Consider the following 26,536-nt stretch of genomic DNA (forward strand, 5'->3'; position numbering starts at 1 on the left):
CTGAAATGCAGCATTCGCGGACGAGTCCACTCCCACGAGTTACCGGAGTTCGATGTAGCGCCGGTGGGAGCGGACTTGTCCGCGAAAAGGCAGAGATGCTCGACGAAGATTCAGCGCCTGACATGCAGCGTTCGCGGACAAGTCCCACAACATCGCGTTCCACTCTAGTCGTCGAAGCCGACCTGTTCGTGTATTTCGTCCACTTTCAACTCCAGGCGGTAGGCCACGGCTATGAACAGCGCCTGGCACAAACACAGCGTTGCGCTCAGTGAGCGGAAAGCGAAGGAGCTGCCTTCGTTGACCAGCAGCACTGAGTTGGCGCGTTTGGCCAGCGGCGACAGATTGCTGTCGGTGATAATCAGGGTCTTGGCTTGATGGTGTTGGGCGATCCGCAGGCAGTGCTGGGTTTCCTTGCCGTACGGCGTAAAACTGATGGCAATCACCAGGTCGTTGGCTCTTACGCTGCGCATCTGCTCGCGATAACTGCCGCCCAGGCCTGAGATCAGGTGAATACGCTTGTTGGTGTGCTGCAGGTTGTAGACCAGATAGTCCGCGACCGCGAACGAACGTCGCACCCCCACGACGTAGATGTTGTCGGCGTTGACTACCAGATCCACGGCTTTCTCGAACTCTTCATCATCCAGGTCCGCACCCAGTCGCTCCAGACCGGACAATGTCGCGTTCACGCACTCGCGCGCAAGGTCGCCGCCGCTGGCCTTGTGCGACTTGTTGGCAATCATGCTGCGGATACGCTGTTGGTAGTTCTGCACCGGCGTGGTTTTGTGCGTATACGCTTCGCGGAACAGGGTCTGCATTTCGCTGAAGCCACTGAACCCGAAGCGTTGCGAAAACCGGACGATGGCCGAAGGATGAACTTCGCATTCCCGGGCGATATCGCTGATGCGATCGACCATGATTCGGTCGCTCTGCTGGCTCATATAACTGGCAATGCGTTTGAGTTGACGGGGCAGGGCGTCGTACTCATCCGTGATCAGCCGCAGCAGGCCTTCAGCACTGCTGGGTGGCATGTCAACGCTGGCGTCAGGCAGAGTCGGCTGATCGGTGCTGTTCATAGTCAATCCTTTTACGTTTTTCCGGGAAGCGGCTCATGGATAGGCCCCGGCACTAAAATCTGCATCTGGCAGGATTGGGCACTATATCGCACCTGCCCGGCCTGCGCGCCAGCACTTGCAATAGCTTATGGAAAAAATATTCTACGTCAAAAAATTATAGAATAAATATTGATTGATCCTGCAGGACGTTTTAGGCTGAGGTCACAAAGGCATTGTGCGCACCCGATGCATGCAGTGCAGGCTGATAAAAATAACAGGAGCCATCATGGGCCAGACACGCTTTGCTTCCGGGCGTCCGTTGGATCTTATTTGTCTTGGGCGACTGGGCGTCGATCTTTATGCGCAGCAGGTGGGCGCTCGCCTGGAAGACGTTTCCAGTTTCGCTAAGTACCTGGGCGGCTCTTCGGCCAACATCGCGTTCGGCACTGCACGATTGGGTTTGAGATCGGCCATGCTCAGTCGCGTCGGCGACGACCACATGGGGCGTTTTCTGGTCGAATCCCTTGCCCGTGAAGGCTGCGATGTCAGTGCAATCAAACGCGACCCCGAGCGTCTTACCGCAATGGTGCTGCTGGGATTGAAAGATCGCGAAACATTTCCGCTGGTCTTCTACCGCGAAAATTGCGCCGACATGGCCCTGCGCGCCGACGACATCGATGAGCAGCAGATCGCCTCCAGCAAGGCGCTCCTTATTACTGGGACCCATTTCTCCACCGATCAGGTGTTCAAGGCCAGCATGCAGGCCCTCGACTATGCGGAAAAACACCAGGTACATCGGGTCCTGGATATCGATTACCGCCCGGTGCTCTGGGGGCTGGCCGGCAAGGCCGACGGCGAGACGCGCTTTGTCGCCGATCAGAACGTCAGCCAGCATGTTCAGCGCATCTTGCCGCGCTTCGACCTGATCGTCGGTACCGAAGAAGAATTCCTCATTGCCGGAGGATCCGAGGATCTGCTCACCGCCCTGCGCACGGTGCGTGGGCTCACTGCCGCAACGCTGGTGGTCAAGCTCGGTCCGCAAGGGTGTACGGTCATTCACGGAGCGATTCCGGCGCGTCTTGAAGACGGCGCAATCTACCCCGGCGTACGGGTCGAAGTGCTTAACGTATTGGGGGCGGGCGACGCGTTCATGTCCGGTTTCCTCAGTGGCTGGCTCAAAGATGCCAGCGACGAGCGTTGCTGTCAGTTGGCTAATGCGTGTGGCGGGCTGGTGGTGTCGCGCCACGCCTGCGCGCCCGCCATGCCGACGCCTGCCGAGCTTGAGTATCTGTTCGACAGTGAACAACCGGTTACCCGGCCGGATCAGGACGTGGGCTTGCAGCGGTTGCATCAAGTCAGCACCGCGCGCCGGCAATGGCGACAACTGTTTATCTTCGCCTTCGACCATCGCGGGCAACTGGTTGAACTGGCCCAGCAGGCGGGTCGAGACCTGAGCGCCATCGGGCAGATCAAACAACTGTTCGTACAGGCGGTGGAGCGGGTCGAAAACGATTTGCGCACACGGGGTGTCGAGGCCGATGTCGGGCTGCTGGCCGATCAGCGCTTTGGTCAGGACGCGCTCAACGCTGCCACGGGTCGCGGCTGGTGGGTGGCGCGCCCAGTGGAAATCCAGGGCTCCAGACCGTTGGCGTTCGAACATGGCCGATCAATTGGTAGCAACCTGATCAACTGGCCGCAGGAGCAAATAATCAAGTGCCTGGTGCAATACCACCCCGATGACGAGCCGATGCTGCGCCTCGAACAGGAAGCGCAGATCAAGGCGCTGTATGAGGCTTCGAAAGTCAGTGGTCACGAACTGCTGCTTGAAATCATCCCGCCCAAGGATCACCCCTCGACCTATCCCGACGTCATGCTGCGTGCTCTGAAGCGTTTGTACAACCTGGGCATCTATCCTGCGTGGTGGAAGATCGAAGCGCAGACTGCCGAGGTCTGGCAGCAGCTGGATGCCTTGATCGAAGCGCGTGATCCGTATTGCCGGGGTGTTGTGCTGCTGGGCCTGAATGCGCCCGTCGAAAGCCTGGCGGCGGGATTTGCCGCAGCACGCCATAGCCGCACCTGTCAGGGTTTTGCCGTCGGCAGGACGATCTTTCGCGAACCGAGCCGGGCCTGGATGGCCAGGGAAATCGATGACGCGACCCTGGTGGCCAGGGTGCAGAGCACGTTCAACTGGTTGATTGAGTCCTGGCGCGAAAGCCGCGCCTGAATTCAAACGTCATTGACGCCGTGATAACAACAAAAAAGGTCCAGCCATGCCCGCTTCCGTATCCAACATCCGCATCGGCATCAACCCGATTTCCTGGAGCAACGATGACCTGCCCGCGCTGGGCGGTGAAACGCCGCTGAGTACTGCGCTGAGCGAAGGCAAAGCCATCGGCTACGAAGGATTCGAACTCAACGGAAAATTTCCCAAGGACGCCAAAGGCGTCGGCGATGTGCTGCGCCCTTATGGGCTGGCGCTGGTGTCGGGCTGGTATTCGAGTCGACTGGCCCGTCGCTCTGTGGCGGAGGAGATCGAAGCCATCGCCTCCCATGTGCAACTGCTTGCCGAAAACGGCGCGTCGGTGCTGGTGTACGGCGAAGTGGCCGATTCGATCCAGGGCCAGCGCATTGCGCTGGTTGAGCGCCCGCGCTTCCACACCGACGAGGCCTGGCATAACTATGCCGACAAACTCACCGAACTGGCTCGTTTCACCCTGTCGCACGGCGTGCGTCTGGCGTATCACCATCATATGGGTGCCTACATCGAATCGCCGCAGGACATTGATCGCTTGATGGCGTTGACCGGCAGCGAGGTCGGCCTGCTGTTCGATTCGGGTCACTGCTACATGGGGGGCGGCGAGCCGCTTGCCGTGTTAACCCGACACATTGATCGCGTCTGCCACGTGCATTTCAAGGACGTGCGCAAGCCGGTTGTGCAATTGGCGCGTAATAATCTCTGGAGTTTTCCGGATTGCATCATCAACGGTACGTTCACCGTACCGGGTGATGGCGACATTGATTTCTCGGCGCTGCTGAACGTGCTGTTGCAGGCCGACTACACAGGCTGGCTGGTGGTCGAGGCCGAACAGGATCCGGCGGTCGCGCCCAGCTATGTCTACGCCAAGAAAGGCTACGACACGCTGCGCCAACTGCTGGCCGATGCTCGATAAAGAGGACTGGACAATGAATCTGTTGATCAAAAGCGAGGCTCAGGGGCGGGACGTGGTGGCATTGCCCCACGGTGTGCTCGAGTACGTGGGGTTTTCGGCCTACCGTCTCGAAGCGGGCGAACGGTTGCCTCTGAGTGCCGGTGAAAACGAATTGTGTGTGGTGCTGCTGGCCGGACACGCCAGTGTGAGTGGCGAGGCGCCGGGACAGGGCGCGTTCAATTGGGAAAACATCGGCGACCGGCATTCGGTGTTCGAAGAAAAATCCCCGTTCGCGGTCTACCTGCCGCCCAACAGCCAGGCGCATTTCACGGCGCTTGGGCCTGCGCATCTGGCCGTCTGCGCCGCACCCGGGGACGGCACCAAGCGCGTTCCTGCGCGGCTGATCACCCCCGACAGCATGAAGCGCAGCGTGCGCGGCAAGAACGCCAATACCCGCTACGTGTGCGACATTCTGCCGGACACTGAAGTGGCGCACTCGCTGTTGGTGGTCGAGGTGCGCACGCCCTCCGGGCACTCCTCCAGTTACCCGCCGCACAAACACGACCTGGACAATCTGCCCCACGAAAGCTTTCTCGAAGAAACCTATTACCACCAGGTGAACCCGCCCCAGGGGTATGTGTTTCAGCGCGTCTACACCGACGACCGCAGCATCGATCAGGCAATGGCCGTGGAAAACAGCGACCTGGTGGTCGTGCCCAAAGGTTACCACCCGGTCACGGTGCCATACGGCTATGAATCCTATTACCTCAACGTGATGGCCGGTCCGACGCGTGCCTGGCAGTTCCATAACGATCCGCAGCACAGTTGGCTGCTGGAACTTTAATTCTTTCTTTTATGTGGAGTCAGTCAGATGAGCGATTCACCGGTGATCGGCCACTACATCAACGGGCAGGTGCATGACGGCGATGGCGAGCGCTTCAGCGATGTGTTCAATCCGGCACTCGGCAGTGTTCAGGCGCGTGTAGCGTTGGCCAGCCTAAAGACGGTCGACGAAGCGGTCGCTTCAGCGAAAGCGGCATTCCCTGCCTGGGCCGATCAATCTTCGTTGCGCCGCGCCCGGGTGATGTTCAAGTTCAAGGAATTGCTGGACCGTCACCACGACGAGCTGGCGCAGATCATCTGTCGTGAGCACGGCAAGGTGCTGTCGGATGCACGGGGTGAGGTGGTACGCGGCATCGAGATCGTTGAGTTTGCCTGCGGTGCGCCGAGCCTGCTCAAGAGCGATTTCAGCGACAACATCGGGGGTGGCATCGACAACTGGAACCTGCGTCAGCCGCTCGGCGTCTGTGCCGGGGTCACGCCGTTCAACTTTCCGGTGATGGTGCCGCTGTGGATGATTCCGATGGCGTTGGTCACCGGCAACTGTTTCATTCTCAAGCCGTCCGAACGCGACCCGTCGGCCAGTCTGTTGATGGCGCGCCTATTGAAGGAAGCCGGTCTGCCCGATGGCGTTTTCAACGTGGTGCAGGGCGACAAGGTGGCCGTGGATGCGCTGCTGCAACACCCGGACATCGAAGCCATGTCGTTCGTAGGCTCCACCCCGATTGCCGAGTACATCTACCAGCAGGGCACCGCACACGGCAAGCGCGTGCAGGCGCTGGGCGGTGCCAAGAACCACATGATCGTCATGCCCGATGCCGACCTGGACCAGGCGGCCGACGCGCTGATCGGTGCGGCCTTTGGTTCGGCGGGTGAGCGCTGCATGGCGATTTCCATTGCCGTGGTGGTCGGTGATGTCGGCCAGGCGTTGATCGACACGCTGCTGCCGCGCATCGATAAGCTGAAGGTCGGCAATGGCATGAACGCCGATTCCGACATGGGGCCACTGGTCACGGCCGTGCACAAGGCCAAGGTCGAAGGCTATATCGATCAGGGCGTCAAAGAGGGCGCGAAGCTGATCGTCGATGGGCGTCACTTCAAGGTGCCGGGCGCCGAGCAGGGGTTTTTCGTCGGCGCGACCCTGTTCGATCACGTCACGCCAGCGATGCAGATCTACAAGGAAGAAATCTTCGGGCCGGTGCTGGGTATCGTGCATGTGCCCGATTTCGCCAGCGCGGTGGAGCTGATCAACGCCCACGAGTTTGGCAACGGCGTGTCGTGTTTCACCAGCGACGGCGGCGTGGCGCGCGCGTTTACCCGCTCCATCAAGGTGGGAATGGTCGGCATCAATGTGCCAATTCCGGTGCCGATGGCCTGGCACTCATTCGGTGGCTGGAAACGCTCGCTGTTCGGCGATCACCACGCCTACGGCGAGGAAGGCCTGCGTTTCTACAGCCGCTACAAAAGCGTGATGCAGCGCTGGCCGGACAGCATCGCCAAGGGCGCGGAGTTCAGCATGCCGACGGCCAAATAGTCCGGTGTGTTGCAGCACTGCGGGCATTCGATAGGCGTCACAGCGTCTTCGAGGCCGCGCAGTCTTGCAGCACACAGAGACACCGTAAGCGCGAGCGTGCTCGCAAACGAGCCACTTGGCGCGTATCAGAGGCACAGCAACACCTTCCACCTCAAACAACAACAAGGTGCGAGCATGAGTACTACCCGACTGACCATGGCCCAGGCTCTGGTGAAGTTTCTGGATAACCAGTACGTCGAAATCGACGGCGTGCAGAGCAAATTCGTGGCCGGCGTGTTCACCATCTTCGGGCATGGCAACGTGCTGGGTCTGGGGCAAGCCCTGGAGCAGGACAGCGGTGCGCTGGTGGTCCATCAGGGGCGCAACGAACAGGGCATGTGCCACGCAGCCATCGGCTTTGCCAAGCAGCATCTGCGTCGCAAGATTTACGCTTGCACCTCGTCTGTGGGGCCGGGGGCAGCCAACATGATCACCGCTGCCGCCACCGCGTCGGCCAACCGCATTCCGCTGCTACTGTTGCCGGGCGATGTCTACGCCAGCCGCCAGCCAGACCCGGTGCTGCAACAGATCGAACAATTTCATGACCTGAGCATCAGCACCAACGACGCGTTCAAGGCCGTCAGCAAATACTGGGACCGGATCAATCGTCCCGAGCAGTTGATGAGCGCCGCTCTCAATGCCATGCGCGTGCTGACCGACCCGGCCGACACCGGCGCCGTGACTCTTTCACTGCCTCAGGACGTGCAGGCCGAAGCCTGGGATTACCCGGACAGTTTTCTGCAAAAACGGGTACACCGTATCGACCGCCGCCCTCCGAGCAAGGCCATGCTCGACGACGCCGTGGCTTTATTATCGAGCAAGCGCAAACCGCTGCTGATCTGTGGTGGAGGTGTGCGGTATTCCGGCGCGGCACAGGCGTTGCTGGCGTTTGCCGAACGCTTCGGCATTCCCTTCGCGGAAACCCAGGCGGGTAAAAGCGCTGTGGTGTCGGCGCATCCGTTGAACATGGGCGGCATTGGCGAAACCGGCACGGTCGCGGCCAATCGGCTGGCGAAAGAGGCTGACCTGATCATTGGCGTCGGCACGCGTTACAGCGACTTCACCACAGCTTCCAAATGGCTGTTTCAGAACCCGCAGGTGCAGTTTCTCAACCTCAACGTGGGTGCGTTCGATGTGCAGAAACTGGACGGCGTGCAGGTATTGGCTGACGCCCAAGTGGCCTTGCAGGCGCTGACTGAATCATTGGCACACCTCGACTTTCAAGCTGCGTGGGGCGATGCACCGAAGGCAGCCAAAGCCGAGCTGGAGGCCGAGGTCGACCGGCTCTATGCCATCGATTACCGGAGCGAGGACTTTGCCCCGGAAATCGACGACCACATGGACCCGGCCGTGCTGCGTGAATTCATTGAGCTGACCGGCTCTTGCCTGACACAAAGCCGGGTACTGGGCGTTCTCAATCATCACCTGCCGGAAGATGCGGTCATCGTCGCTGCGGCGGGCAGTCTGCCCGGCGATCTGCAGCGTGCGTGGCGCAGCACCGGTGTGGATACCTACCATGTCGAGTATGGCTATTCGTGCATGGGTTATGAGGTCAATGCCGCGCTGGGTGTCAAGCTCGCACAGCCCTATCGGGAGGTGTTCGCGCTGGTGGGCGATGGCTCGTACATGATGCTGCATTCAGAGCTGGCGACCTCGATTCAGGAACGGCGCAAGATCAACATCGTGCTGTTGGACAACATGACGTTCGGTTGCATCAACAACCTGCAGATGGGCAACGGCATGAACAGTTTCGGCACCGAATTCCGGTTTCGCAACGAGCAGACCGGCCAGCTCGATGGCGACTTCGTGCCGGTGGACTTCGCCATGAGTGCTGCAGCCTATGGCTGCAAGACCTACAAGGTGAGCACCGCTGAACAACTGCGCGATGCGCTGCTGGACGCCAGGCACCAGACTGTCTCGACCCTGATTGATATCAAGGTGCTGCCCAAGACCATGATTCACAACTACCTGTCGTGGTGGCGGGTCGGCGTGGCGCAAGTATCGACCAGCGACGCGACAACCCAGGCCCGTCAGCGGCTCGATCAGCAGTTGGCCAAGGCTCGCCAGTACTGATTACCGGATTCTTACCGGCTGTATTCCAACAAGAACAATCATTCGTACAGGACAGTGAAATGACGTTGAAACTAGGCGTGATCGGTACAGGCGCAATCGGTCAGGATCATATCCGGCGGTGCAGCCAAACTTTGCTCGGCAGTCAGGTCGTGGCCGTGACCGACATCAATCTGGAGCAGGCAGCGAGCGTGGTGAGCGATTTGGGCATCAGCGCCGAGGTGTATGCCGACGGCCATGCGCTGATCGCCGCGCCCGATGTCGAGGCGGTGCTGATCTGCTCATGGGGGGCGACCCACGAAGAGTATGTGCTGGCGGCCATCGCCGCGGGTAAACCGGTGTTCTGTGAAAAGCCTCTGGCGGTGACAGCAGCCGGCTGCCGCCACATTGTGGAAGCTGAAATTGCCAGTGGCAGGCGTCTGGTCCAGGTCGGTTTCATGCGTCCCTACGATCAGGGTTATCGTGCCCTCAAGGCGGTGATCGACAGCGGTCAGATCGGTGAGCCGCTGATGCTGCATTGCGCTCATCGCAACCCGCGCGTCGGCGAAAACTACAAGACCGATATGGCCATTACCGACACGCTGATTCACGAACTCGACGTACTGCGCTGGCTGCTCAACGATGACTACGTGTCGGTGCAGGTGGTGTTTGCGCGCAAGACCAGCAAGGCGCTGGCCCACTTGCGCGACCCGCAGATCGTGATGCTGGAAACGGCTAGAGGAACACGCATCGACGTCGAGGTTTTCGTCAACTGCCAGTATGGCTACGACATTCAGTGCGAAGTGGTCGGCGAAACCGGAATTGCCAAACTGCCGGAGCCGTCACAGGTCCAGTTGCGCAGTGAGGCCAAGCTGTCCAATGCCATCCTGATGGACTGGAAGGACCGCTTCATTGCCGCCTATGACGTGGAGTTGCAGGCGTTCATCGATGCCGTCAAGGCAGGCACTATCAATGGGCCTTCAGCCTGGGACGGTTACTGCGCGGCGGTGGCTGCCGATGCGTGCATCGAGGCTCAGAACAGTGGGGCGATCGTACCGGTCAGCCTGGAGCTGCGTCCGGCGTTTTACAGCTGATCGATTGCGGTCCGGGGCAGGTGCTTCTATAAAGGCGGCACGTTGACTGGCTATTGCTGAACAGGAGAAAGCCATGCGAGCAGGACTGGTGGGCTACGGCAAGGGAGGGCGCTATTTTCATGCGACGCTGATATCGAGTCTGCCCGGTGCGACCTTCGTGGGGGTGGTGACCCGTTCACCTGAACGCAGGCAGGAAGTGGCCAAGGATCATCCCGGCGTGGCGACGTTCGATACGCTGGCTGATCTGGTAGCAGCCGGGGTGGATGTGGTGGTCATTTCCACGCCTCTGGCCTCGCGACGCGCCTTGATACTGGAGGCGATCGAAAGGGGAGTGGGCGTGGTGAGCGACAAACCCTTCGCTCACGACGCAGCCCAGGCTCTGGAACTGATCGAGGCGGCCGAGCGGCGCGGCGTGCTGCTCAGCGTCTATCAGAATCGGCGCTGGGACTCGGATTTTCTGACCGTGCGCAAGTTGATCGACAACCAGGTGCTGGGCTCGATCAGTCGGTTCGAGTCCAGTATCGAGCGCTATTCGCCGCGCTCCGTCGGCAAGGCCAGTGGCGGTGGCGTGCTGCGTGACTTGGGCAGCCATCTGGTGGATCAGGCGTTAGTGCTGTTCGGCCCGGTTGAGCGGGTGTATGCCGAACTGCAGTTCGCGAATCCGGAAAGTGAGCTGGACCACACCTTTTTCGTTTCACTGACCCATGCCAATGGCGTGATGTCGCACCTGTCCGGGAGTTGCCTGCAAAGCACCGCCAAGCCACGGTTTCGCGTCAGTGGCTCGCTGGGTTGCTACAGCGTCGAGGGGCTTGACGGTCAGGAGGACGCCGCGTTCGCCGGTCTTACGCCCCGGTCGGAGGGTGAGCGTTGGGGGGTTGAAGAGCATCGGCGCTGGGGGTGGTTCGAGCAGGGTGATCATCGCGAGCGGGTGCCTTCCGAGCGAGGTTGCTGGCTGGCGTTCTATCGCCAGTTGCAGGACGCCATGGCCGGGCAGGCACCTGTGCCGGTCGACCCTCGTGACGCCCTCGCGTCGACTGTGGTGATGGACGCTGCGCGCCTGAGCGCTCATGAAGGGCGTGTGGTCGTTCTGTAGCGTATTGAGTGGTTGAATCGATGCATCCGGATAGCCCGGCCTCCAACAGGAAGCCGGGCTTCTCGCATTTTCGGTTCGCCAGAAGGAAAAACAGAATAAATTCTAAAATTAGTTGAATTGGAAAATATTTTCCAATAGAGTCGTTTTCAGGTTACCGACTATCGAATCACCCAAGCCTTCGGACACTGCCGAGGTCATGGGAAACAAGCCAACAAAAACAAAACAAGATAGGTACTGTCGATGAAAACCCCCACTCATGGCCCTCGCGCCAGTCGTAATACCCCAACTGCATTCTGGGTCCGCTTGATGGAGCGATTCCTGACCGTTGTCGCACATGGCATGTGCGTGCGCCACAAGGACGCACTGTTGTTCTGCATTCCCGGTGCAACCGGAGTCCGCCTTCCACGATAAGTGGCTGCATCGCGTCCTCGTTACCCAGTCCTAACAACAACAAGAATGTGGAGACAGACCCTCATGAAGACCCCGATTCGCTTTACCGCTCTGGCCTTGGCACTGATGCTGGGCAGCGGTGCCGCACTGGCCGATATCAAAGTCGGCGTGGCCATGTCGCAGTTCGATGACACTTGGCTGACCTACCTGCGCGAGGACATGAGCGCCAAGGCCAAGACGCTGCCCGATGGCGTGACGCTGCAGTTCGTCGACGCCCGCGCAGACGTCAACAAACAGCTCGACCAGGTTCAGGAGTTGATCGGAAAGAAAGTCGACGCCTTGATCGTCAACCCCGTAGACACCGCTGCAACCGCCAGGATCACCAAAATTGCCGTCGCCGCCGGTATTCCCCTGGTGTACGTCAATCGTCGCCCGGATGACCTCAAACTGCCGGAAGGCGTCGCCACCGTCACCTCCGATGATGTCGAGGCGGGGCGGCTGCAGATGCAGTACATCGCCGACAAGATGGGCGGCAAAGGCAGCGTGATGATTCTGCTGGGTGACCTGGCCAACAATTCCACGAAAGGCCGTACCGATGGCGTGAAAGAAGTTCTGAAAAAATACCCGGACATCAAGATCGACCAGGAGCAGACCGGCACCTGGCTGCGTCAGAAAGGCATGGACCTGACCAACGACTGGATTACCCAGGGCAAGGCGTTCAACGCGGTTCTGGCCAACAATGACGAGATGGCCATTGGCGCCGCGATGGCCCTGAAACAGGCCGGGATTAAAAAAGGCACCGTATTCGTGGCAGGCGTGGACGGCACCCCTGATGGTCTGAATGCCGTGAGCAAGGGCGACCTCACCGTTTCGGTCTACCAGGACGCCAAGGGGCAGGCCAACGGAGCGGTCGATGCGGCAGTGAAGATGGCCAAGAAGGAAAAGCTTGAAACCCAGGCCATTGTCATACCGTACCGCCTGATCACGCCTGAAAACGTCGTCTCTTTCAAATAAGAACAGCCGACAGGCCCGATGGCCTTCGGGCCATCGCCTGTCGCTTGAGGAGCTTGTCACCATGTCCGGTTCAGCGACTGCCACCACGCCCGCCCAGCATGACTCTTTTTCCGGTCGTGCAGGCCATGACGCCCAGGACACCCAATCGCCTTACCTGCTGGAAATCAGCCATATCAGCAAAGGCTTCCCCGGCGTTATTGCGCTCAACGATGTGCAATTGCGGGTCCGGCCCGGCAGCGTTCTGGCACTGATGGGCGAAAATGGTGCTGGCAAATCGACCCTGATGAAAATCATTGCCGGCATCTATCAGCCTGACGCGGGTGAAATCCGCCTGCGCGGCAAGCCAGTCACGTTCGAAACGCCCCTTGCAGCGCTCAAGGCGGGTATCGCCATGATCCATCAGGAGCTGAACCTGATGCCGTTCATGAGCATTGCAGAAAACATCTGGATCGGGCGCGAGCAACTCAACGGCCTGCACATGATCGATCACCGGGAGATGTTCCGCTGCACCGCTGAACTGCTCGAGCGCCTGCGCATCAGGCTGGATCCGGAGGAGTTGGTGGGCAACCTGAGCATCGCCGAGCGGCAGATGGTCGAGATCGCCAAAGCGGTTTCCTATGACTCCGATGTGCTGATCATGGATGAGCCCACCTCGGCCATCACCGAAACCGAAGTGGCGCACCTGTTCTCGATCATTGCCGACCTGCGGGCTCAAGGCAAAGGCATCGTGTACATCACGCACAAGATGAACGAGGTGTTCGAGATCGCCGATGAAGTGGCGGTGTTTCGCGACGGCTGTTACATCGGCTTGCAGCGCGCCGACAGCATGGACGGCGACAGCCTGATTTCGATGATGGTGGGGCGTGAGCTGACGCAGCTGTTTCCGGAGCGCGAAAAACCGATTGGCGATCTGCTGCTGTCGGTGCGGGACTTGCGCCTTGACGGGGTTTTTCAGGGTGTGTCCTTTGACTTGCACGCCGGGGAAATTCTCGGCATTGCCGGCCTGATGGGCTCGGGCCGCACCAATGTTGCGGAAACCCTGTTCGGCATCACGCCCAGTGACGGGGGAGACATTCAATTCGATGGCGCAGCGGTACGCATCGGCGACCCGCACCAGGCCATAGGGCTGGGTTTTGCGCTGCTGACCGAGGATCGAAAACTGACCGGCCTGTTCCCCTGTCTTTCAGTGATGGAAAACATGGAAATGGCCGTGCTGGCCAATTATTCCGGCAGTGGGTTCGTCAAGCAGAAGGCCTTGCGCGCGCTCTGCGAGGATATGTGCAAGAAGTTGCGGGTCAAGACGCCGTCACTGGAGCAGTGCATCGACACGTTGTCTGGCGGCAATCAGCAGAAGGCCTTGCTGGCCCGTTGGCTGATGACCAACCCCAGGGTGCTGATTCTCGACGAGCCAACTCGCGGTATCGACGTGGGCGCCAAGGCCGAGATTTATCGCCTGATCGCGTTCCTGGCCAGCGAAGGCATGGCGGTCATCATGATTTCCTCCGAGCTGCCGGAAGTGCTGGGCATGAGCGACCGGGTCATGGTCATGCATGAAGGTGAAATGATGGGCATTTTGCCGCGCAGCGAGGCGACTCAGGAAAAAGTCATGCACCTGGCTTCCGGGCATCGAGCCCAGTGAGTCTTCACGGCTGACTGTCGGCAGCAGAACACGCCAGAACAAGAACAAGAGGGGAACATCATGAGCAACGCAATTCTGCAGAATAAACCGGCCCTGGCGCCGACCAAGAGCAAACGGCGGCTGCCCACCGAACTGAGTATTTTTCTGGTGCTGATCGGCATCGGCCTGATTTTCGAACTGTTCGGCTGGATCGTGCGCGACCAAAGCTTTTTGCTTAACTCGCAGCGTTTGGTGCTGATGATCCTGCAGGTCTCGATCATCGGTCTGTTGGCCATTGGTGTGACCCAGGTGATCATCACCACCGGCATCGATTTGTCGTCGGGCTCGGTGCTGGCCTTGTCTGCGATGGTTGCGGCGAGCCTGGCGCAGACCTCGGATTTTTCCCGTGCGGTATTTCCCTCACTGACCGATCTGCCGGTCTGGATCCCCGTGGTGGTAGGGCTGGGTGTCGGTTTGCTGGCGGGAGCGATCAACGGCAGCATCATCGCCATCACCGGTATCCCGCCATTTATTGCCACGCTGGGCATGATGGTTTCGGCCCGTGGCCTGGCGCGTTTCTACACTGAAGGCCAGCCGGTGAGCATGCTCTCGGACTCCTACACGGCGATCGGGCAGGGCGCGATGCCAGTCATCATTTTTCTGGTAGTGGCGGTCATTTTCCACATCGCACTGCGCTACACCAAGTACGGCAAATACACCTATGCCATCGGCGGCAACATGCAGGCGGCCCGTACCTCGGGTATCAACGTCAAGCGTCATCTGATCATCGTCTACAGCATCGCCGGGCTTCTGGCCGGCCTAGCCGGCGTGGTGGCCTCGGCACGCGCCGCCACCGGGCAGGCGGGTATGGGCATGTCTTATGAGCTGGACGCCATCGCAGCCGCGGTGATCGGCGGCACCAGCCTGGCAGGCGGCGTGGGGCGCATCACCGGCACCGTCATCGGCGCGCTGATTCTGGGGGTCATGGCCAGTGGATTCACCTTTGTCGGCGTGGATGCTTACGTCCAGGACATCATCAAGGGCCTGATCATTGTGGTGGCGGTGGTAATCGACCAGTATCGCAACAAGCGCAAGACCAAACGCTGAGGGGCATGCGATGTACACAAGGGCCTTCGTGGCCCTTTTGTGCGTTATAAAGATGCTGGAACCGATGAGTTCTGTGCCGGTCAGACCCTCATCCAGGCACGCTTGATAGGGGTTTGAAGCCCGGTTTTCAGGGGCTATTGCGCAATTGTCGTCGAAATCCCTTCAATTGTGTTGCCGAGTGCGCGAGGCGGCCTTAGACTGCCGCCCCTCGTAAATTGAGTGCCAGGTGGCGCTTGGAGATGATGGCGCTTTTACGGCAACGTTGAGCCGCTCCTCAATGCACGTTTTTTATTAGAGAAATCAATGACAAAGGAAAAGTTGCTGGCCATGCCGGCCGATGATTACATGAACGCCGAGCAGCACGCTTTCTTCGTCGAGCTGTTGCAGAACATGAAGGTCGAAATCCACGAGCGAATCGAGCAGAGCCGCATTGCCATCGAAAGCCTGGATACGCCTGCAGACCCTGCTGACGCTGCTTCCGTGGAAGAAGAGCGTCACTGGCTGGTGAATGTAATCGATCGCGATCAACGCATGCTTCCTCAGCTTGAAATGGCGTTGTCGCGCATTGCCGAAGACACCTTTGGCTGGTGCGACGACAGCGGTGAGCCGATCGGCCTGAAGCGTCTGCTGATCAGCCCGACGACCAAGTATTGCATCGAAGCGCAAGAGCGCCACGAGCAGATCGACAAGCACCAGCGTCAGGCCTGATTCCAGGGTTTGAGCGTGATGCGGTCCAGTCTGTACCGAACCGGGAGGCATTGATGGCCTCCCGGTTTTGTTGTGCCTGCGATTTATTTACGTGAATGTCGCTCTTTACCACTAACGGCTCATGGCAGATGGCCGGTTTCTGGCGTTTAATGAGGACAAACAACGATAAATGAACGCTGGGGTGACGCAGCATGTCCGAAAACGCAGTCGTGGCAAATCGCCCATTCATCCTCTTGTTGCAAAGCATAGGGTTGTGCCTGCTGATGGCGGCCATCGCCTTCGCCAGCCTCTCTGTCTATATCGCTACGCCCATTGCGCTCCTGTTGATCTGGCTGCCACGTTTTTTGCCCGCAAACTCTGCCGTACCGGTGGCCACGCAGGGTGACAGCGCCATCGAGCGCCTGACTCGCGACCTTTCCCATACCACCAGCCACAATGCACTTTCTGCCGCGCAGGTGGCGTTTGCCGTGCGCCAGCTGGCGGGCAAAGTGCAGTCCCAACTCGATGCGGCGGAGCAGGTGGTCAGCAGCGCCGACGTCATGATCGCGACCGAGCGGCAGACCGCGCAGTTGAGCCAGCAGGCGCTCAGCGCCGCCAGTCAGGCCCGTGAGCGCAGTGATGCCGGCAGCGTTGTGTTGAATGAGTCCATCCGGCGCATGCACCGCCTCAGTCGGGGCGCGGTGGACAGCCGCGAGCTGATCGAGGCGTTGAATCAACGCAGCGAGGAGATCCAGCGCGTGACGCTGGTGATCCAGTCCATTGCCAGCCAGACCAACCTGCTGGCACTCAACGCCGCCATCGAGGCTGCCCGTGCTGGCGAGCACGGGCGAGGGTTTGCCGTGGTCGCCGATGAGGTGCGTGGGCTCGCCGGCCGTACCGCCAGCGCGACACAGGAGGTCGGCCAGATGGTTGCCGATATCCAGCAACGCACGTCGCAGGTTGTTGAGCAGATTCAGCAGTTGTCCGCTGATCTGGACAGCGGTGTCGAGCAGGTGGAACTGACGGGTCAGCACCTTGAAAACATCGCGCGGCTGGCGGTCGAGGTAGAGAGCCAGGTGGGCGAAATTGCCCACGGCGCACAGACCAATCAGGATCAATTGGCGAGCCTGTTCGTCGCGGTGGAGCGCATGCGCAGCGACCTGGCGGTCAGCGACGAGCAGACCCGGCATCTGGCGCAGTCGGCGGTGCAGATGGAAGGCCAGGCCGAAACCATTAGCCAGCGTCTGGCGCAGGTGGGGCTGGATGATTACCACCAGCGTATCTACGACCTGGCCCAAGAGGGCGCACGGCAGATTGCCGCAACCTTCGAAGCCGACGTGGAACGTGGGCACCTCAGTCTCGACGACTTGTTCGACCGGCAGTACAAGCCGATTCCCAACACATCACCGACACGTTTCAACACCCGTTTCGACCGTTACACCGATCAGGTCTTGCCCGGTGTGCAGGAACCGCTGTTGTCACGTCATGAAGGCCTGGTGTTCGCGATTGCCTGCACCCAGCAAGGCTATGTGCCTACCCACAACAACGCCTTCAACCAACCGCTGACCGGCGACCCTGCCGTCGATAACGCGCGAAACCGCAGCAAACGCAAGTTCGACGACCGCACCGGTATTCGGTGCGGCAGCCATCAGCAGCCCGTCCTGTTGCAGACCTACACCCGGGACACCGGCGAACTGATGCATGACCTTTCGGTGCCGATCATGGTGAAAGGCAGGCATTGGGGTGGTTTGAGGCTGGGGTACAAGCCTCAGAGTGCGGTATCGAAATAGTTGCTTACGCGTCTGTGGCGAAGCTGCATGGCGCCGTTTTTATCTTCAACGGATGTGTTGCAGGTAAATAACGAGTGAGTTAGGCGTATCGAACTCTGCTATTTGGTGGTTTAGGTTTTTTATTGTAGGAGTTTTCCTAAAAGCCGCTCTGTCCCTTGACTGTAGGTGCTCGCTGAGCAAGCTATTTATATCGACGTAATAAATTGTCGATGTAAAGGCTGCCTATACGTGGCCGACTCTAAGGACGGAAACAAGATGAAAAATACAGGGAGTATTAACAGTCACCCAATCGTTTCAGACGCAGCGGCACTGCGCGTCACGGCACGAGCCGGTATCTTCTTCGATGGAACGGGCAATAATCGTTGCAATAGCCGGATTGGCGCTGACTGTCAGGCGTTGATGGAAATCAACGGCAATCGTCATATACAGGAGTGCGCCGGGCGACATGCAGACCCCGGCAGTAGTTACAGCAATGATCGGACTAACATTGCGCGGCTGGTTGATCTGTATCGAGATCAACCGGTGGCGGCCAATGACGGAACAGGGCTGCGAGTGTATTGGCCTGTGTATATCAGTGGCGTTGGAACGACCTCGGGCAGTCGCGACTCGCTCTGGCCAGGTCAGAGTTTCGGTAGAGGGCCTACCGGGGTCGTAGCCAAGGTCGAACGCGCGATCAAAAAACTGGACGCGTGCCTCAGAGCATTCCCGGAACAGAACCCGGGATGCGTCATTGAGGCTATCGAGCTGGACGTATTCGGATTCAGCCGGGGGGCTGCATCCGCCAGGCACTTCGTCAATGAGATGCTCAAACAGTCCACAGGGCTGTTGGCCCCGGTACTGGCAAGCAGAAAACTGCGTCTGAGCGATGATTTTGGCTGGAAGGCAGGCAGCGTCCGCGTCAAGGTGATCGGTCTGTTCGATACGGTCGCCGCCATCGGCAGCCTGAAGGATCTGGGCAGCGTCTGCGATGCAGACAACCGGCACGTCAATCTTTACCTGCCGCCTGGCTGCGCCCAACAGGTGCTGCATTTGGTGGCCCGCGATGAGTTGCGGCGCAATTTTGCGCTCAATAGCATCCGGCCTGTCTGGCCGCAGGAAATCGTGCTGCCCGGTGCGCATGCGGACATTGGCGGTGGCTACCTGGCTCAGATGAACGAGAACGTACTGCTGACTCGCCCGCGTCTGGACAACCTCCACTCAGGCAAAAAGAGTCTGCCGACCCCGACCTGGGTGGCGGCGCACGCCGAGCTGAGCAGGATGGACGCGTCGCGCTGGATCGACCCGCTGGACACCCAGGCATCGTTACGTGTGCAGGCATGGGATGCACAATGCCGGTCGCTTGGCAGGGCGGCGTTTGGGGGGCGTTGCACCGTGGTGGCCGTCTGTTTGCAACGTCAGGTGTTCGGACACTTGTCGCGCGTCCATTTGCGCGTGATGCACGCATTGGCGTGTGATGAGGGTGTACCGTTCAAGCCGGTTCCCGAGACGCAGGAGCTTGGCCTGCCGCCAGAGCTGGAAGGTGTTGCTCACAAGCTGATCGATTACGCCCGCGGTGGGCGGTATACGCTGAGCGATCATGAGGAGCAGATGCTGCGCTGGCGCTACATTCACCATTCGGCTCACTGGAATGCGGCCGTTGGCAGACTGGGGAGGCTCAGCGATGCCGTTTTCGTGCATGCGCCGCAAGTTGGCGGAAGAATATTGCACCCTAATATTGGACAGCCCGGTTATCCCGATTGATGGGCTTGGGATGCAGGCGATTGAAGCCTGCATCCTTCCAGACGTTATGGGCGCTTGTGCAACAGGACATTCAGTTCGTCCACTACGGGGGCCCACTCGGCATCGCTGCGCATCTCTTCTTTAAGAAACGCTGCCTGCTGCGGTGTCCAGAATGGCGCGTCGATCAGCTTCACGTCGTCTTCCAGTCGGTGGCTGGCCACAAACTCTTCAATACGCTGTTCGTCATTGTCCAGACCCAGTTGGGCGAACAGGCCTGGCAAGTCAGGGTTTGGCAGTTCCATTTCATCTCCTTGACGAGGGGCGGCCTCGTGCTGTCATTGGTCTTTATCGGAGTGAGCGCAACGGCCAAGAGTTCGATGTGATTTTAAGGAACCTCAAGTCGCCCTTGTCGTCTGCAGGGCAGGTGCTATGTTTATGCAGGTGACGACACTGTTCCACACCGGTCCGCGACCCTCTCACAACCCTTTGTCTGCAAGTGTGCTGTCCACGTTCAAGTGGGGTGACGCCTGTGCGACATCGTTTGTACAAAAGGTATATATCCCGTAGAGGCCGGTAGCCGGTAGAATCCGTCGCCAGCCTGCACAGGGCACGCGATGGCCTGGCAGGGCACCGCGCAGTGCAGCGCATCAGCAGGTCTTGGCCGCGCCATGCGGCAACACGGATGAACGACTTCTAACTGCCTGGCTATCGGGGCAGCATCATTTATCACGTTGAGGGTTTGTACTTTGGCTGTAAGCAACCTGGATACCCATGCTTTATTCGTGCTCGGCGATTTGCGGGCACAGCTGGTCAAGCAGTTTCAATCGCGGTTCGTCTATGTCACTGAACAGTCGGCCGAAGGCATTTACATTGCAGAAATCGATACCGAAGCCGCAATGGTCGTCGATGACAAACCACGCCTTGAACTCAAGGTAGGCGACCATTTTCGCGCCTCCGTATTACCGAGTCGTGAAGGTGGCAAGTTCGAAATCAGGTTTCGCGAAATCAAAATGACCGTTTACGGCCTCGGCGAATATGCGTTTGTCGATACTGCCGAAGGTCATGGCATCGTCTTCAAGGAAGGGCACACCGTATTCATGGTGTTTGCCGCCAACGAGCAGCTTCAGGCGGGCATGAGCAAGACCCTGAAAGCGGCTGTCGGCAAGGCCGCCAAATGGCGCAAGGGCGAACTCGCCTTCAAGGCGAGCGAGTAATACATCACGTTGCGGCGAATCACTTTCCGGCCGATTCGCCTTCAGTACGCCCACCACTGACTTCTGCCGGCACGTCGTGCCCTGCCATACGTTGCCGGAACAGCGCGGTTCGTGCCAGCAGCAGCGTGGTCACCGGTACGGTAATCGCCAGTAGTACAGGAATTAGCCAGGCGTGGATGACCGGCTCCGACTTGAGTGCGGAAAAGTAGATGATCGACGCCAGCGCCACGCACCATGCACCCACTGTGGACGCCAGGGCGGGCGGATGCATGCGCTGGAAGAAGTCCCTCAGGCGCAGCAGCCCCATTGCGCCGGTCAGGGTAAACAGGCTGCTGGCAATCAGTAGCACTGCTGTGAGAATTTCTGCCCAGAAGGGCACATCCATAGGCGAGCCGCTCATTCGATAACTTCTCCACGCAACAGAAACTTGGCCAGGGCGAACGAGCCGACGAAGCCGAACAGCGCGATCAGCAACGCCGCCTCGAAATAGGTGTCGCTGCCATAGCGAATCCCCAGGACCAGCATCATCAACATCGCGGTGATGTACAGGTAGTCGAGGGCCAGTACACGGTCTTGGGCGGATGGTCCTATGATCAGTCGGATCAGCGTGACGACCATCGACAGGGCGAAGATCAGCAGGCTGATCAGGATGGCGTTGTCGAGCAGGGCACTCATTGGAATATCTCCATCAAGGGGCGCTCATAAGTGGCCTTGAAGTGTTCGATGAATTGCGCCTCGTCTTTAAGGTCGAAGACATGCATCAGCAGTACGCTGCGATCCAGTGCCAGCTCCGACCAGACTGTTCCGGGCACCACCGTCGTGACCATCGCCAGGGCCGCCAGACCGTGGGCATCGTGCAGTTCCAGCGGAATGCGCACGAAGGCCGAGCGCGGTGGGCGGCGTTCGAGTCTCCAGACGCTCACGCCGACCTGAATATTGGACACCACCACTTGCAGTCCCACCATCAGCAGAAACTTCAGGATTGTGCCGGGCTTGCGAATACGCACCGGCAGAGGACGCAGCGGTGCCATGAGCAATGGCGCGAGAAACCCCAACACCGCGCCGAGCAACAGGTGGCCGGGGCTGATCGAGACGTTCAGGACCAGCCAGAGCAGCCACAGGGCCAGTGAAAAAAGCGGCGCAGGGAACAGGCGTTTCATGGCTGCACCTCCGGCGTGCCGGCGTTGCTGTTAGGGCCGGGTACGGGGCGCGCTGCCAGAACCGACTGCACATACTGCTTGGGCTCATGCAGGGCGGCGGCCGTGTCCTGGGTGTAACGCAGCAACGGTTCGGCCTTGAACGTCAGCGCGACGCACAGGCCCAGGAGAATGATGATGGGCAGGCACTCGTTGCGACGCAGCACGGGCGACGGTCGCTCATAGGGTGTCCAGAAACGCTGAGTGCCGAGCCTTGAGAACGCAACCAGTGAAGCCAGCCCGGAAAAAATCAACAGGCTGATCAGCATCCACGCGGGTGTCGAGAGGGCTTCGTCCTGAGCGACGTCCAGCCCGAGGGGATTCATCAGGGCGCTGAGCAACGTCAGCTTGCCGATAAAACCCGACAGTGGCGGCATGCCAATGATCAGCAGTGCGCAAATGACAAAGCTCAGCCCCAGAAACGCCATCGTGACCGGGATGACCTGCCCGACAACGACTTTCTGTTGTTCATCCAGGTTGGTTCCCGGCTGCGGATGCAGTGATTCAAGGGCTCGTGGCAACTGATCTGCGTCTTCTTCCAGCGGAATCTCGTTGGCGGTGCGGGAGCGCTCGATCAACTCGGCGAGCAGGAACATCGCGCTCAAGGCCAGGGTGGAGCTGACCAGATAGAACAGGGCACCCGAGGTGAGGCTGGGTTGGGCGAAGCCGATGGCCGACAGCAGAATGCCTGCCGACACCAGAATGCTCAGGCTGGCCATGCGCTCCAGCCGCTGGGCGGCGATGATGGCGATAGCGGCAGTGAAAATGGTCGCCATGCCGCCATAGATCAGCCAGTCGCCGCCGAAAAAGGCCGAAGCGCCGGCCTGGCCCGAGAACAGCAGGGTCCAGAGGCGAAGCAGGGTGTAGGCGCCGACTTTGGTCATGATCGCGAACATCGCCGCCACCGGTGCGCTGGCAGCGGAGTAGGCGGGCACCAGCCAGAAGTTCAGCGGCCACATGCCGGCCTTGGCCAAGAATGCGGTGGCCAGGATCGCGGCGCCTGCGTGCAGCAAGCCCTGATCGGCTTCGGTGACCTGCGGAATTTTGATCGCCAGGTCGGCAAAATTCAGCGTGCCGGTCACGCCGTAGATCAGTGCCGCGCCAATCAGAAACAATGACGAGGCCAGCAGGTTGATCGAAATATAGTGCAGCCCTGTGGTGACCCTTGCACGTCCCGATCCGTGCAGCATCAGGCCGTAGGAGGCGGCGAGCAGGACCTCGAAGAACACGAACAGGTTGAACAGGTCTGCCGTCAGGAAGGCGCCGTACAACCCCATCAACTGAATCTGGAACAGCGCATGAAAGCTGGCGCCAGCCTTGTCCCAGCGGGCCAGAGCGAACAGCAGGGCGCAGACACCGACGATACCGGTCAGCACCATCATCAACGCCGACAGGTGATCCACCACCAGCACGATGCCGAACGGCACGCCCCAGTTGCCGGGCAGGTACACACCAATCGAGCCGGAGCTGCCAGTGTCCTGTACCCACGTGAAAAGCACGATGGAGATACCCAGCCCCAAGAGGCTTGAAACCAGATTGATGCGGCCCTTGAGTGGGCGACGCTTTTCGCCCAGCCAGAGCATCAGGCCGGCCGTCAACAGTGGCAACAGGATGGGTGCGATGATCAGTTGATTCAGCCAGCTCATGCCTTGGGCTCCCGGCCATCAACGTGGTCGGTGCCGGTCAGGCCTCGGGAAGCCAGCAGGACGACCAGAAACAGCGCGGTCATGGCGAAGCTGATCACGATAGCGGTCAGTACCAGTGCCTGAGGCAGGGGGTCGGTGTAATTGAGCAGGTCTTGAGGGACGCCGTCTTTGATGATCGGCTCCCGGCCGATGAACAGGCTGCCCATGCTGAAGATGAACAGGTTCACGCCGTAGGACAGCAGGCACAGGCCCATCACCACCTGAAAAGTTCGCGGTCGCAGCATCAGCCAGACACCGGAGGCGGCCAGGACGCCGATGGCCACTGCAATCACTTCTTCCATCAGAGGACTCCTTGCGGGTTGGCGACAGGCTTGGGCAGTTGGGTCGGGCGATGGCTGCGCACCGACTGGTGGGCCAGCGCGGTCAGGATCAACAGCGTCGCCCCGACCACGACGGCGTAGACGCCTACATCGAAAAACAGTGCGCTGGCGAAGTGAAGGTCACCCAGCACCGGCAGGTGCAGATGCGCGGTGTGAGTGGTCATGAACGGATAACCCAGCGCCATCGAACCTGCTCCGGTCAGCACGGCGCACAGCAGGCCGGTGCCCATCCAGCGCAGCGGTCGCAGGCTCATCTGGGCTTCGACCCACTGGGTGCCGGCGACCATGTACTGCAGAATGAACGCGACCGACATCACCAGTCCGGCAACGAAGCCACCGCCAGGCTGATTGTGGCCGCGCATGAACAGGTACATCGACACGATGAATGCGATGGGCAACAACAGGCGAACCAGCGCTGCAGGCACCATCATGAAGCCCAGTGCGGTATCGCTGGCGCTGCGCGGGTTGATCAGGTCGGTGACCACATCGCGAGCCAGCAGGCGCTGCTGCGTGGGGAGCGCAATGCTTTCCTTTGGCGGGCGGAAGCGACGCAGCAAGGCAAATACAGTCATGGCCACGGCAGCCAGTACGGTGATTTCACCGAAGGTATCGAAGCCGCGGAAGTCCACCAGCATCACGTTGACCACGTTGGTGCCACCGCCTTCCGGAAGGGCGCGACTGAGGTAGAACGAGGAGATGGCATTGGGCGTCTGGCGGGTCAGCATGGCGTACGACAGGATCGCCATCCCCAGCCCGACCATGACCGCGAGCACGAAGTCTCGGATTCTGCGGGTACGGGCCCTTAGGCGGGTACTGGTTGCGGCCACGTCTTCGTTTCGGCGTGGCAGCCAGCGCAGTCCAAGCAGGATCAGTACGGTCGTGACAACCTCTACCACCAACTGAGTGAGGGCCAGATCCGGGGCGGAGAACCAGACGAAGGTAATGCAGGTCATCAGGCCGCAGACGCTGACCATCACAAGTGCAGCCAGGCGGTGATACTTGCCCTGCCATGCCGCGCCCAGCGCGCACACGATGGCAATCAACCACAGGGTCACGAAGACTCCGGAGCCCGGAATCTTCGGACGATCGCCCCAGGTCAGGCCGCTGAAATACATCGGGATGAAGCCGCCCATGACCGCCGCCAGGACCAGCAGAAACAGCTGAGGCTGGAGCCTGCGGGTGCTGACCTTGCGCTCGAAGCGTCGCGCCCAGTGCATCACGACCACCAGGCTGCGTTCGAAGAAACGTTTGCCGTTCAAACGTCCCACCAGCGGCGGAACGGGGAACCGGTCTTTTTTGAGTGAATTGCGCAGCAACAGGTACAGGAGAATGCCACCCGCCATCGCCACCAGACTCATGATCATCGGGGCGTTCCAGCCGTGCCAGATCGCCAGGCTGTACTCGGGCAGGGTTCCGCCTACCACCGGTTGCGCGGCAGCGGCCAGCAATGGCGCGACCGACTGCGACGGGAAGATGCCGACGATCAGGCAGGCCAGAACCAGAAACTCGACCGGCGCACGCATCCAGCGCGGGGGTTCATGAGGCATATGGGGGAGGTCTTTGGCCGCCGGGCCGAAAAACACATCGACGGTGAAGCGCAGTGAGTACGCGACGCTGAACACCCCGGCGATGGTCGCCACCACCGGCAGAGCGATCTCGACCCAGGCGGTGGCTGAGATGAACACCGTTTCGGCGAAGAACATCTCTTTGGACAGAAAGCCGTTCAGCAGTGGCACGCCAGCCATCGAAGCGCTGGCGACCATCGCCAGCGTCGCGGTGTAGGGCAGCAGTTTTATCAGCCCGCTAAGCCGCTGGATGTCTCGCGTGCCGCTTTCATGGTCGATGATGCCAGCGGCCATGAACAGCGAGGCTTTGAACGTCGCGTGGTTAAGAATGTGGAAGACGGCAGCGACCGCCGCCAGTGGGCTGTTGAGGCCCAGCAACAGCGTGATCAGCCCCAGGTGGCTGATGGTCGAGTAGGCCAGCAGGCCTTTAAGGTCGTTCTGAAAGATCGCGGCATAAGCGCCGAGCATCAGTGTGCAGGCACCCGCGCCGCTGACGATCCAGAACCATTGTTCGGTGCCCGACAGGGCGGGCCACAGGCGCGCCATGAGGAATACACCGGCTTTGACCATCGTCGCCGAGTGCAGGTAGGCCGAAACCGGCGTGGGTGCGGCCATCGCATGGGGCAGCCAGAAGTGGAACGGGAACTGGGCGCTTTTGCTCAGTGCGCCGATCAGCACCAGGGTCAGCATTACCGGGTACAGCCCATGAGCGCGGATGGCGTCGCCTGAGGCCAGCACCCGATCCAGATCGTAGCTGCCCGCAATGTGCCCCAGCAGCATCATCCCCGCCAGCAGGGCCAGACCGCCCGCGCCGGTGACCATGAGCGCCATGTAGGCACCCCGTCGGGCATCGGCCCGGTGGTGCCAATAGCCGATCAGCAGGAACGAGAACACGCTGGTCAGTTCCCAGAAAAATACGATCTGGATGAGGTTGCCGGACATCACCAGCCCGAGCATGGCGCCCATGAAGGCCAGAAAAAACGAGAAGAAGCGCGGTACCGGATCGTCCGGCGACATGTAATAACGGGCATACAGCGAAACCAGCGCGCCGATCCCCAGCACCAGCATCGAGAACATCCAGGCGAAGCCGTCGATGCGCAGTACAAAATTCATTCCCAGGCTGGGCAGCCAGAAATACTCTTCGCGAATCACGCCGCCGTCGGCAATTTGCGGGAACCACAGCGCCATTTGCACCGCGCCGATCGTGGCGACGAGGCCCGCAAGAATGGATTCTGCATTACGCGCATTGTGCGGCAAAAAAGCCGCCAGACAGCTGCCGATGAAAGGCAGAAGCAGTAGAACTATCAGGGACATAGGCTTCTAATCTGCGGAGAAATATCAAGCATCATACGTGCCAGAG

At 60.0% G+C, this 26,536-nt stretch carries 22 protein-coding genes; 14 read left to right on the forward strand and 8 right to left on the reverse strand.

Annotated elements, in window-relative coordinates; translation table 11 throughout:
* Positions 1-164: 164 nt before the first annotated feature.
* The gene (locus ALP40_RS03855) at positions 165-1,073 is read right to left on the reverse strand and encodes a MurR/RpiR family transcriptional regulator (protein WP_122206957.1); all 909 of its coding nucleotides are present in this window, start codon (positions 1,071-1,073) and stop codon (positions 165-167) included.
* 265 nt (positions 1,074-1,338) lie between these two features.
* Between ALP40_RS03855 and iolC the strand changes: the two genes are divergently transcribed.
* The 13 genes from iolC (at position 1,339) to ALP40_RS03920 (ending at position 19,196) form a co-directional block, all read left to right on the forward strand.
* Positions 1,339-3,276, forward strand: a complete 1,938-nt coding sequence (gene iolC / locus ALP40_RS03860; RefSeq protein ID WP_122206958.1) for a bifunctional 5-dehydro-2-deoxygluconokinase/5-dehydro-2-deoxyphosphogluconate aldolase — start codon at positions 1,339-1,341, stop codon at positions 3,274-3,276.
* Between the two features lie 46 nt (positions 3,277-3,322).
* Positions 3,323-4,222, forward strand: coding sequence for a myo-inosose-2 dehydratase (gene iolE / locus ALP40_RS03865; RefSeq protein ID WP_122206959.1), 900 nt, complete (start codon positions 3,323-3,325; stop codon positions 4,220-4,222).
* A 13-nt stretch (positions 4,223-4,235) separates the two neighbouring features.
* Positions 4,236-5,045 (forward strand): 5-deoxy-glucuronate isomerase, encoded by an 810-nt coding sequence (gene iolB / locus ALP40_RS03870; protein WP_122206960.1) that lies wholly within the window; start codon positions 4,236-4,238, stop codon positions 5,043-5,045.
* Between the two features lie 27 nt (positions 5,046-5,072).
* Positions 5,073-6,575 (forward strand): CoA-acylating methylmalonate-semialdehyde dehydrogenase, encoded by a 1,503-nt coding sequence (locus ALP40_RS03875; RefSeq protein ID WP_122206961.1) that lies wholly within the window; start codon positions 5,073-5,075, stop codon positions 6,573-6,575.
* Positions 6,576-6,749: 174 nt separating this feature from the next.
* Complete coding sequence (gene iolD, locus ALP40_RS03880) at positions 6,750-8,687, forward strand: 3D-(3,5/4)-trihydroxycyclohexane-1,2-dione acylhydrolase (decyclizing) (RefSeq protein WP_122206962.1); 1,938 nt, start codon at positions 6,750-6,752, stop codon at positions 8,685-8,687.
* 59 nt (positions 8,688-8,746) lie between these two features.
* Positions 8,747-9,757 carry a Gfo/Idh/MocA family protein gene (locus ALP40_RS03885; RefSeq protein ID WP_122206963.1) on the forward strand — a complete coding sequence of 337 codons (1,011 nt, stop codon included), beginning with the start codon at positions 8,747-8,749 and terminating at the stop codon, positions 9,755-9,757.
* A 73-nt stretch (positions 9,758-9,830) separates the two neighbouring features.
* Entirely contained in the window at positions 9,831-10,850 is a 1,020-nt protein-coding gene (locus ALP40_RS03890; RefSeq protein WP_122206964.1) for a Gfo/Idh/MocA family protein, read from the forward strand.
* Positions 10,851-11,324: 474 nt separating this feature from the next.
* A complete protein-coding gene (locus ALP40_RS03895; protein WP_122206965.1) occupies positions 11,325-12,254 on the forward strand; it encodes a sugar ABC transporter substrate-binding protein in 930 nt (309 codons plus the stop codon).
* A 61-nt stretch (positions 12,255-12,315) separates the two neighbouring features.
* Complete coding sequence (locus ALP40_RS03900) at positions 12,316-13,893, forward strand: sugar ABC transporter ATP-binding protein (protein WP_122206966.1); 1,578 nt, start codon at positions 12,316-12,318, stop codon at positions 13,891-13,893.
* Positions 13,894-13,953: 60 nt separating this feature from the next.
* The gene (locus ALP40_RS03905; RefSeq protein ID WP_122206967.1) at positions 13,954-14,979 is read left to right on the forward strand and encodes an ABC transporter permease; all 1,026 of its coding nucleotides are present in this window, start codon (positions 13,954-13,956) and stop codon (positions 14,977-14,979) included.
* Positions 14,980-15,282: 303 nt separating this feature from the next.
* Positions 15,283-15,687, forward strand: a complete 405-nt coding sequence (locus ALP40_RS03910; protein WP_004883780.1) for a TraR/DksA C4-type zinc finger protein — start codon at positions 15,283-15,285, stop codon at positions 15,685-15,687.
* A 656-nt stretch (positions 15,688-16,343) separates the two neighbouring features.
* The gene (locus ALP40_RS03915) at positions 16,344-17,456 is read left to right on the forward strand and encodes a methyl-accepting chemotaxis protein (RefSeq protein WP_409077502.1); all 1,113 of its coding nucleotides are present in this window, start codon (positions 16,344-16,346) and stop codon (positions 17,454-17,456) included.
* A 255-nt stretch (positions 17,457-17,711) separates the two neighbouring features.
* Positions 17,712-19,196: a DUF2235 domain-containing protein gene (locus tag ALP40_RS03920; protein WP_122206969.1), complete on the forward strand. Its 1,485-nt coding sequence runs from the start codon at positions 17,712-17,714 to the stop codon at positions 19,194-19,196.
* 44 nt (positions 19,197-19,240) lie between these two features.
* On the opposite strand, the gene ALP40_RS03925 is transcribed toward ALP40_RS03920, so the two are convergent.
* Entirely contained in the window at positions 19,241-19,477 is a 237-nt protein-coding gene (locus ALP40_RS03925; protein ID WP_122206970.1) for a DUF2789 domain-containing protein, read from the reverse strand.
* Between the two features lie 444 nt (positions 19,478-19,921).
* Between ALP40_RS03925 and ALP40_RS03930 the strand changes: the two genes are divergently transcribed.
* On the forward strand, positions 19,922-20,389 hold the full coding sequence (locus ALP40_RS03930; RefSeq protein WP_122206971.1) for a hypothetical protein: 468 nt from the start codon (positions 19,922-19,924) through the stop codon (positions 20,387-20,389).
* Positions 20,390-20,408: 19 nt separating this feature from the next.
* On the opposite strand, the gene ALP40_RS03935 is transcribed toward ALP40_RS03930, so the two are convergent.
* From ALP40_RS03935 to ALP40_RS03960, 6 genes are read right to left on the reverse strand one after another with little or no spacing between them, the layout of a single operon-like run.
* Complete coding sequence (locus tag ALP40_RS03935) at positions 20,409-20,789, reverse strand: Na+/H+ antiporter subunit G (protein WP_122206972.1); 381 nt, start codon at positions 20,787-20,789, stop codon at positions 20,409-20,411.
* Positions 20,786-21,064 carry a K+/H+ antiporter subunit F gene (locus tag ALP40_RS03940; protein ID WP_122206973.1) on the reverse strand — a complete coding sequence of 93 codons (279 nt, stop codon included), beginning with the start codon at positions 21,062-21,064 and terminating at the stop codon, positions 20,786-20,788. The genes ALP40_RS03935 and ALP40_RS03940 overlap by 4 nt, the downstream gene beginning before the upstream one ends.
* Positions 21,061-21,549: a Na+/H+ antiporter subunit E gene (locus tag ALP40_RS03945; RefSeq protein WP_122206974.1), complete on the reverse strand. Its 489-nt coding sequence runs from the start codon at positions 21,547-21,549 to the stop codon at positions 21,061-21,063. The genes ALP40_RS03940 and ALP40_RS03945 overlap by 4 nt, the downstream gene beginning before the upstream one ends.
* Positions 21,546-23,231, reverse strand: a complete 1,686-nt coding sequence (locus tag ALP40_RS03950; RefSeq protein ID WP_122206975.1) for a monovalent cation/H+ antiporter subunit D — start codon at positions 23,229-23,231, stop codon at positions 21,546-21,548. Before ALP40_RS03950 ends, ALP40_RS03945 begins: the two co-directional genes overlap by 4 nt.
* The gene (locus ALP40_RS03955; protein WP_122206976.1) at positions 23,228-23,572 is read right to left on the reverse strand and encodes a Na+/H+ antiporter subunit C; all 345 of its coding nucleotides are present in this window, start codon (positions 23,570-23,572) and stop codon (positions 23,228-23,230) included. The genes ALP40_RS03950 and ALP40_RS03955 overlap by 4 nt, the downstream gene beginning before the upstream one ends.
* Positions 23,572-26,490: a monovalent cation/H+ antiporter subunit A gene (locus ALP40_RS03960; protein ID WP_122206977.1), complete on the reverse strand. Its 2,919-nt coding sequence runs from the start codon at positions 26,488-26,490 to the stop codon at positions 23,572-23,574. The genes ALP40_RS03955 and ALP40_RS03960 overlap by 1 nt, the downstream gene beginning before the upstream one ends.
* Positions 26,491-26,536: the final 46 nt, after the last annotated feature.

Source organism: Pseudomonas viridiflava (assembly GCF_003702045.1).
GTDB classification, from domain to species: domain Bacteria; phylum Pseudomonadota; class Gammaproteobacteria; order Pseudomonadales; family Pseudomonadaceae; genus Aquipseudomonas; species Aquipseudomonas viridiflava_C.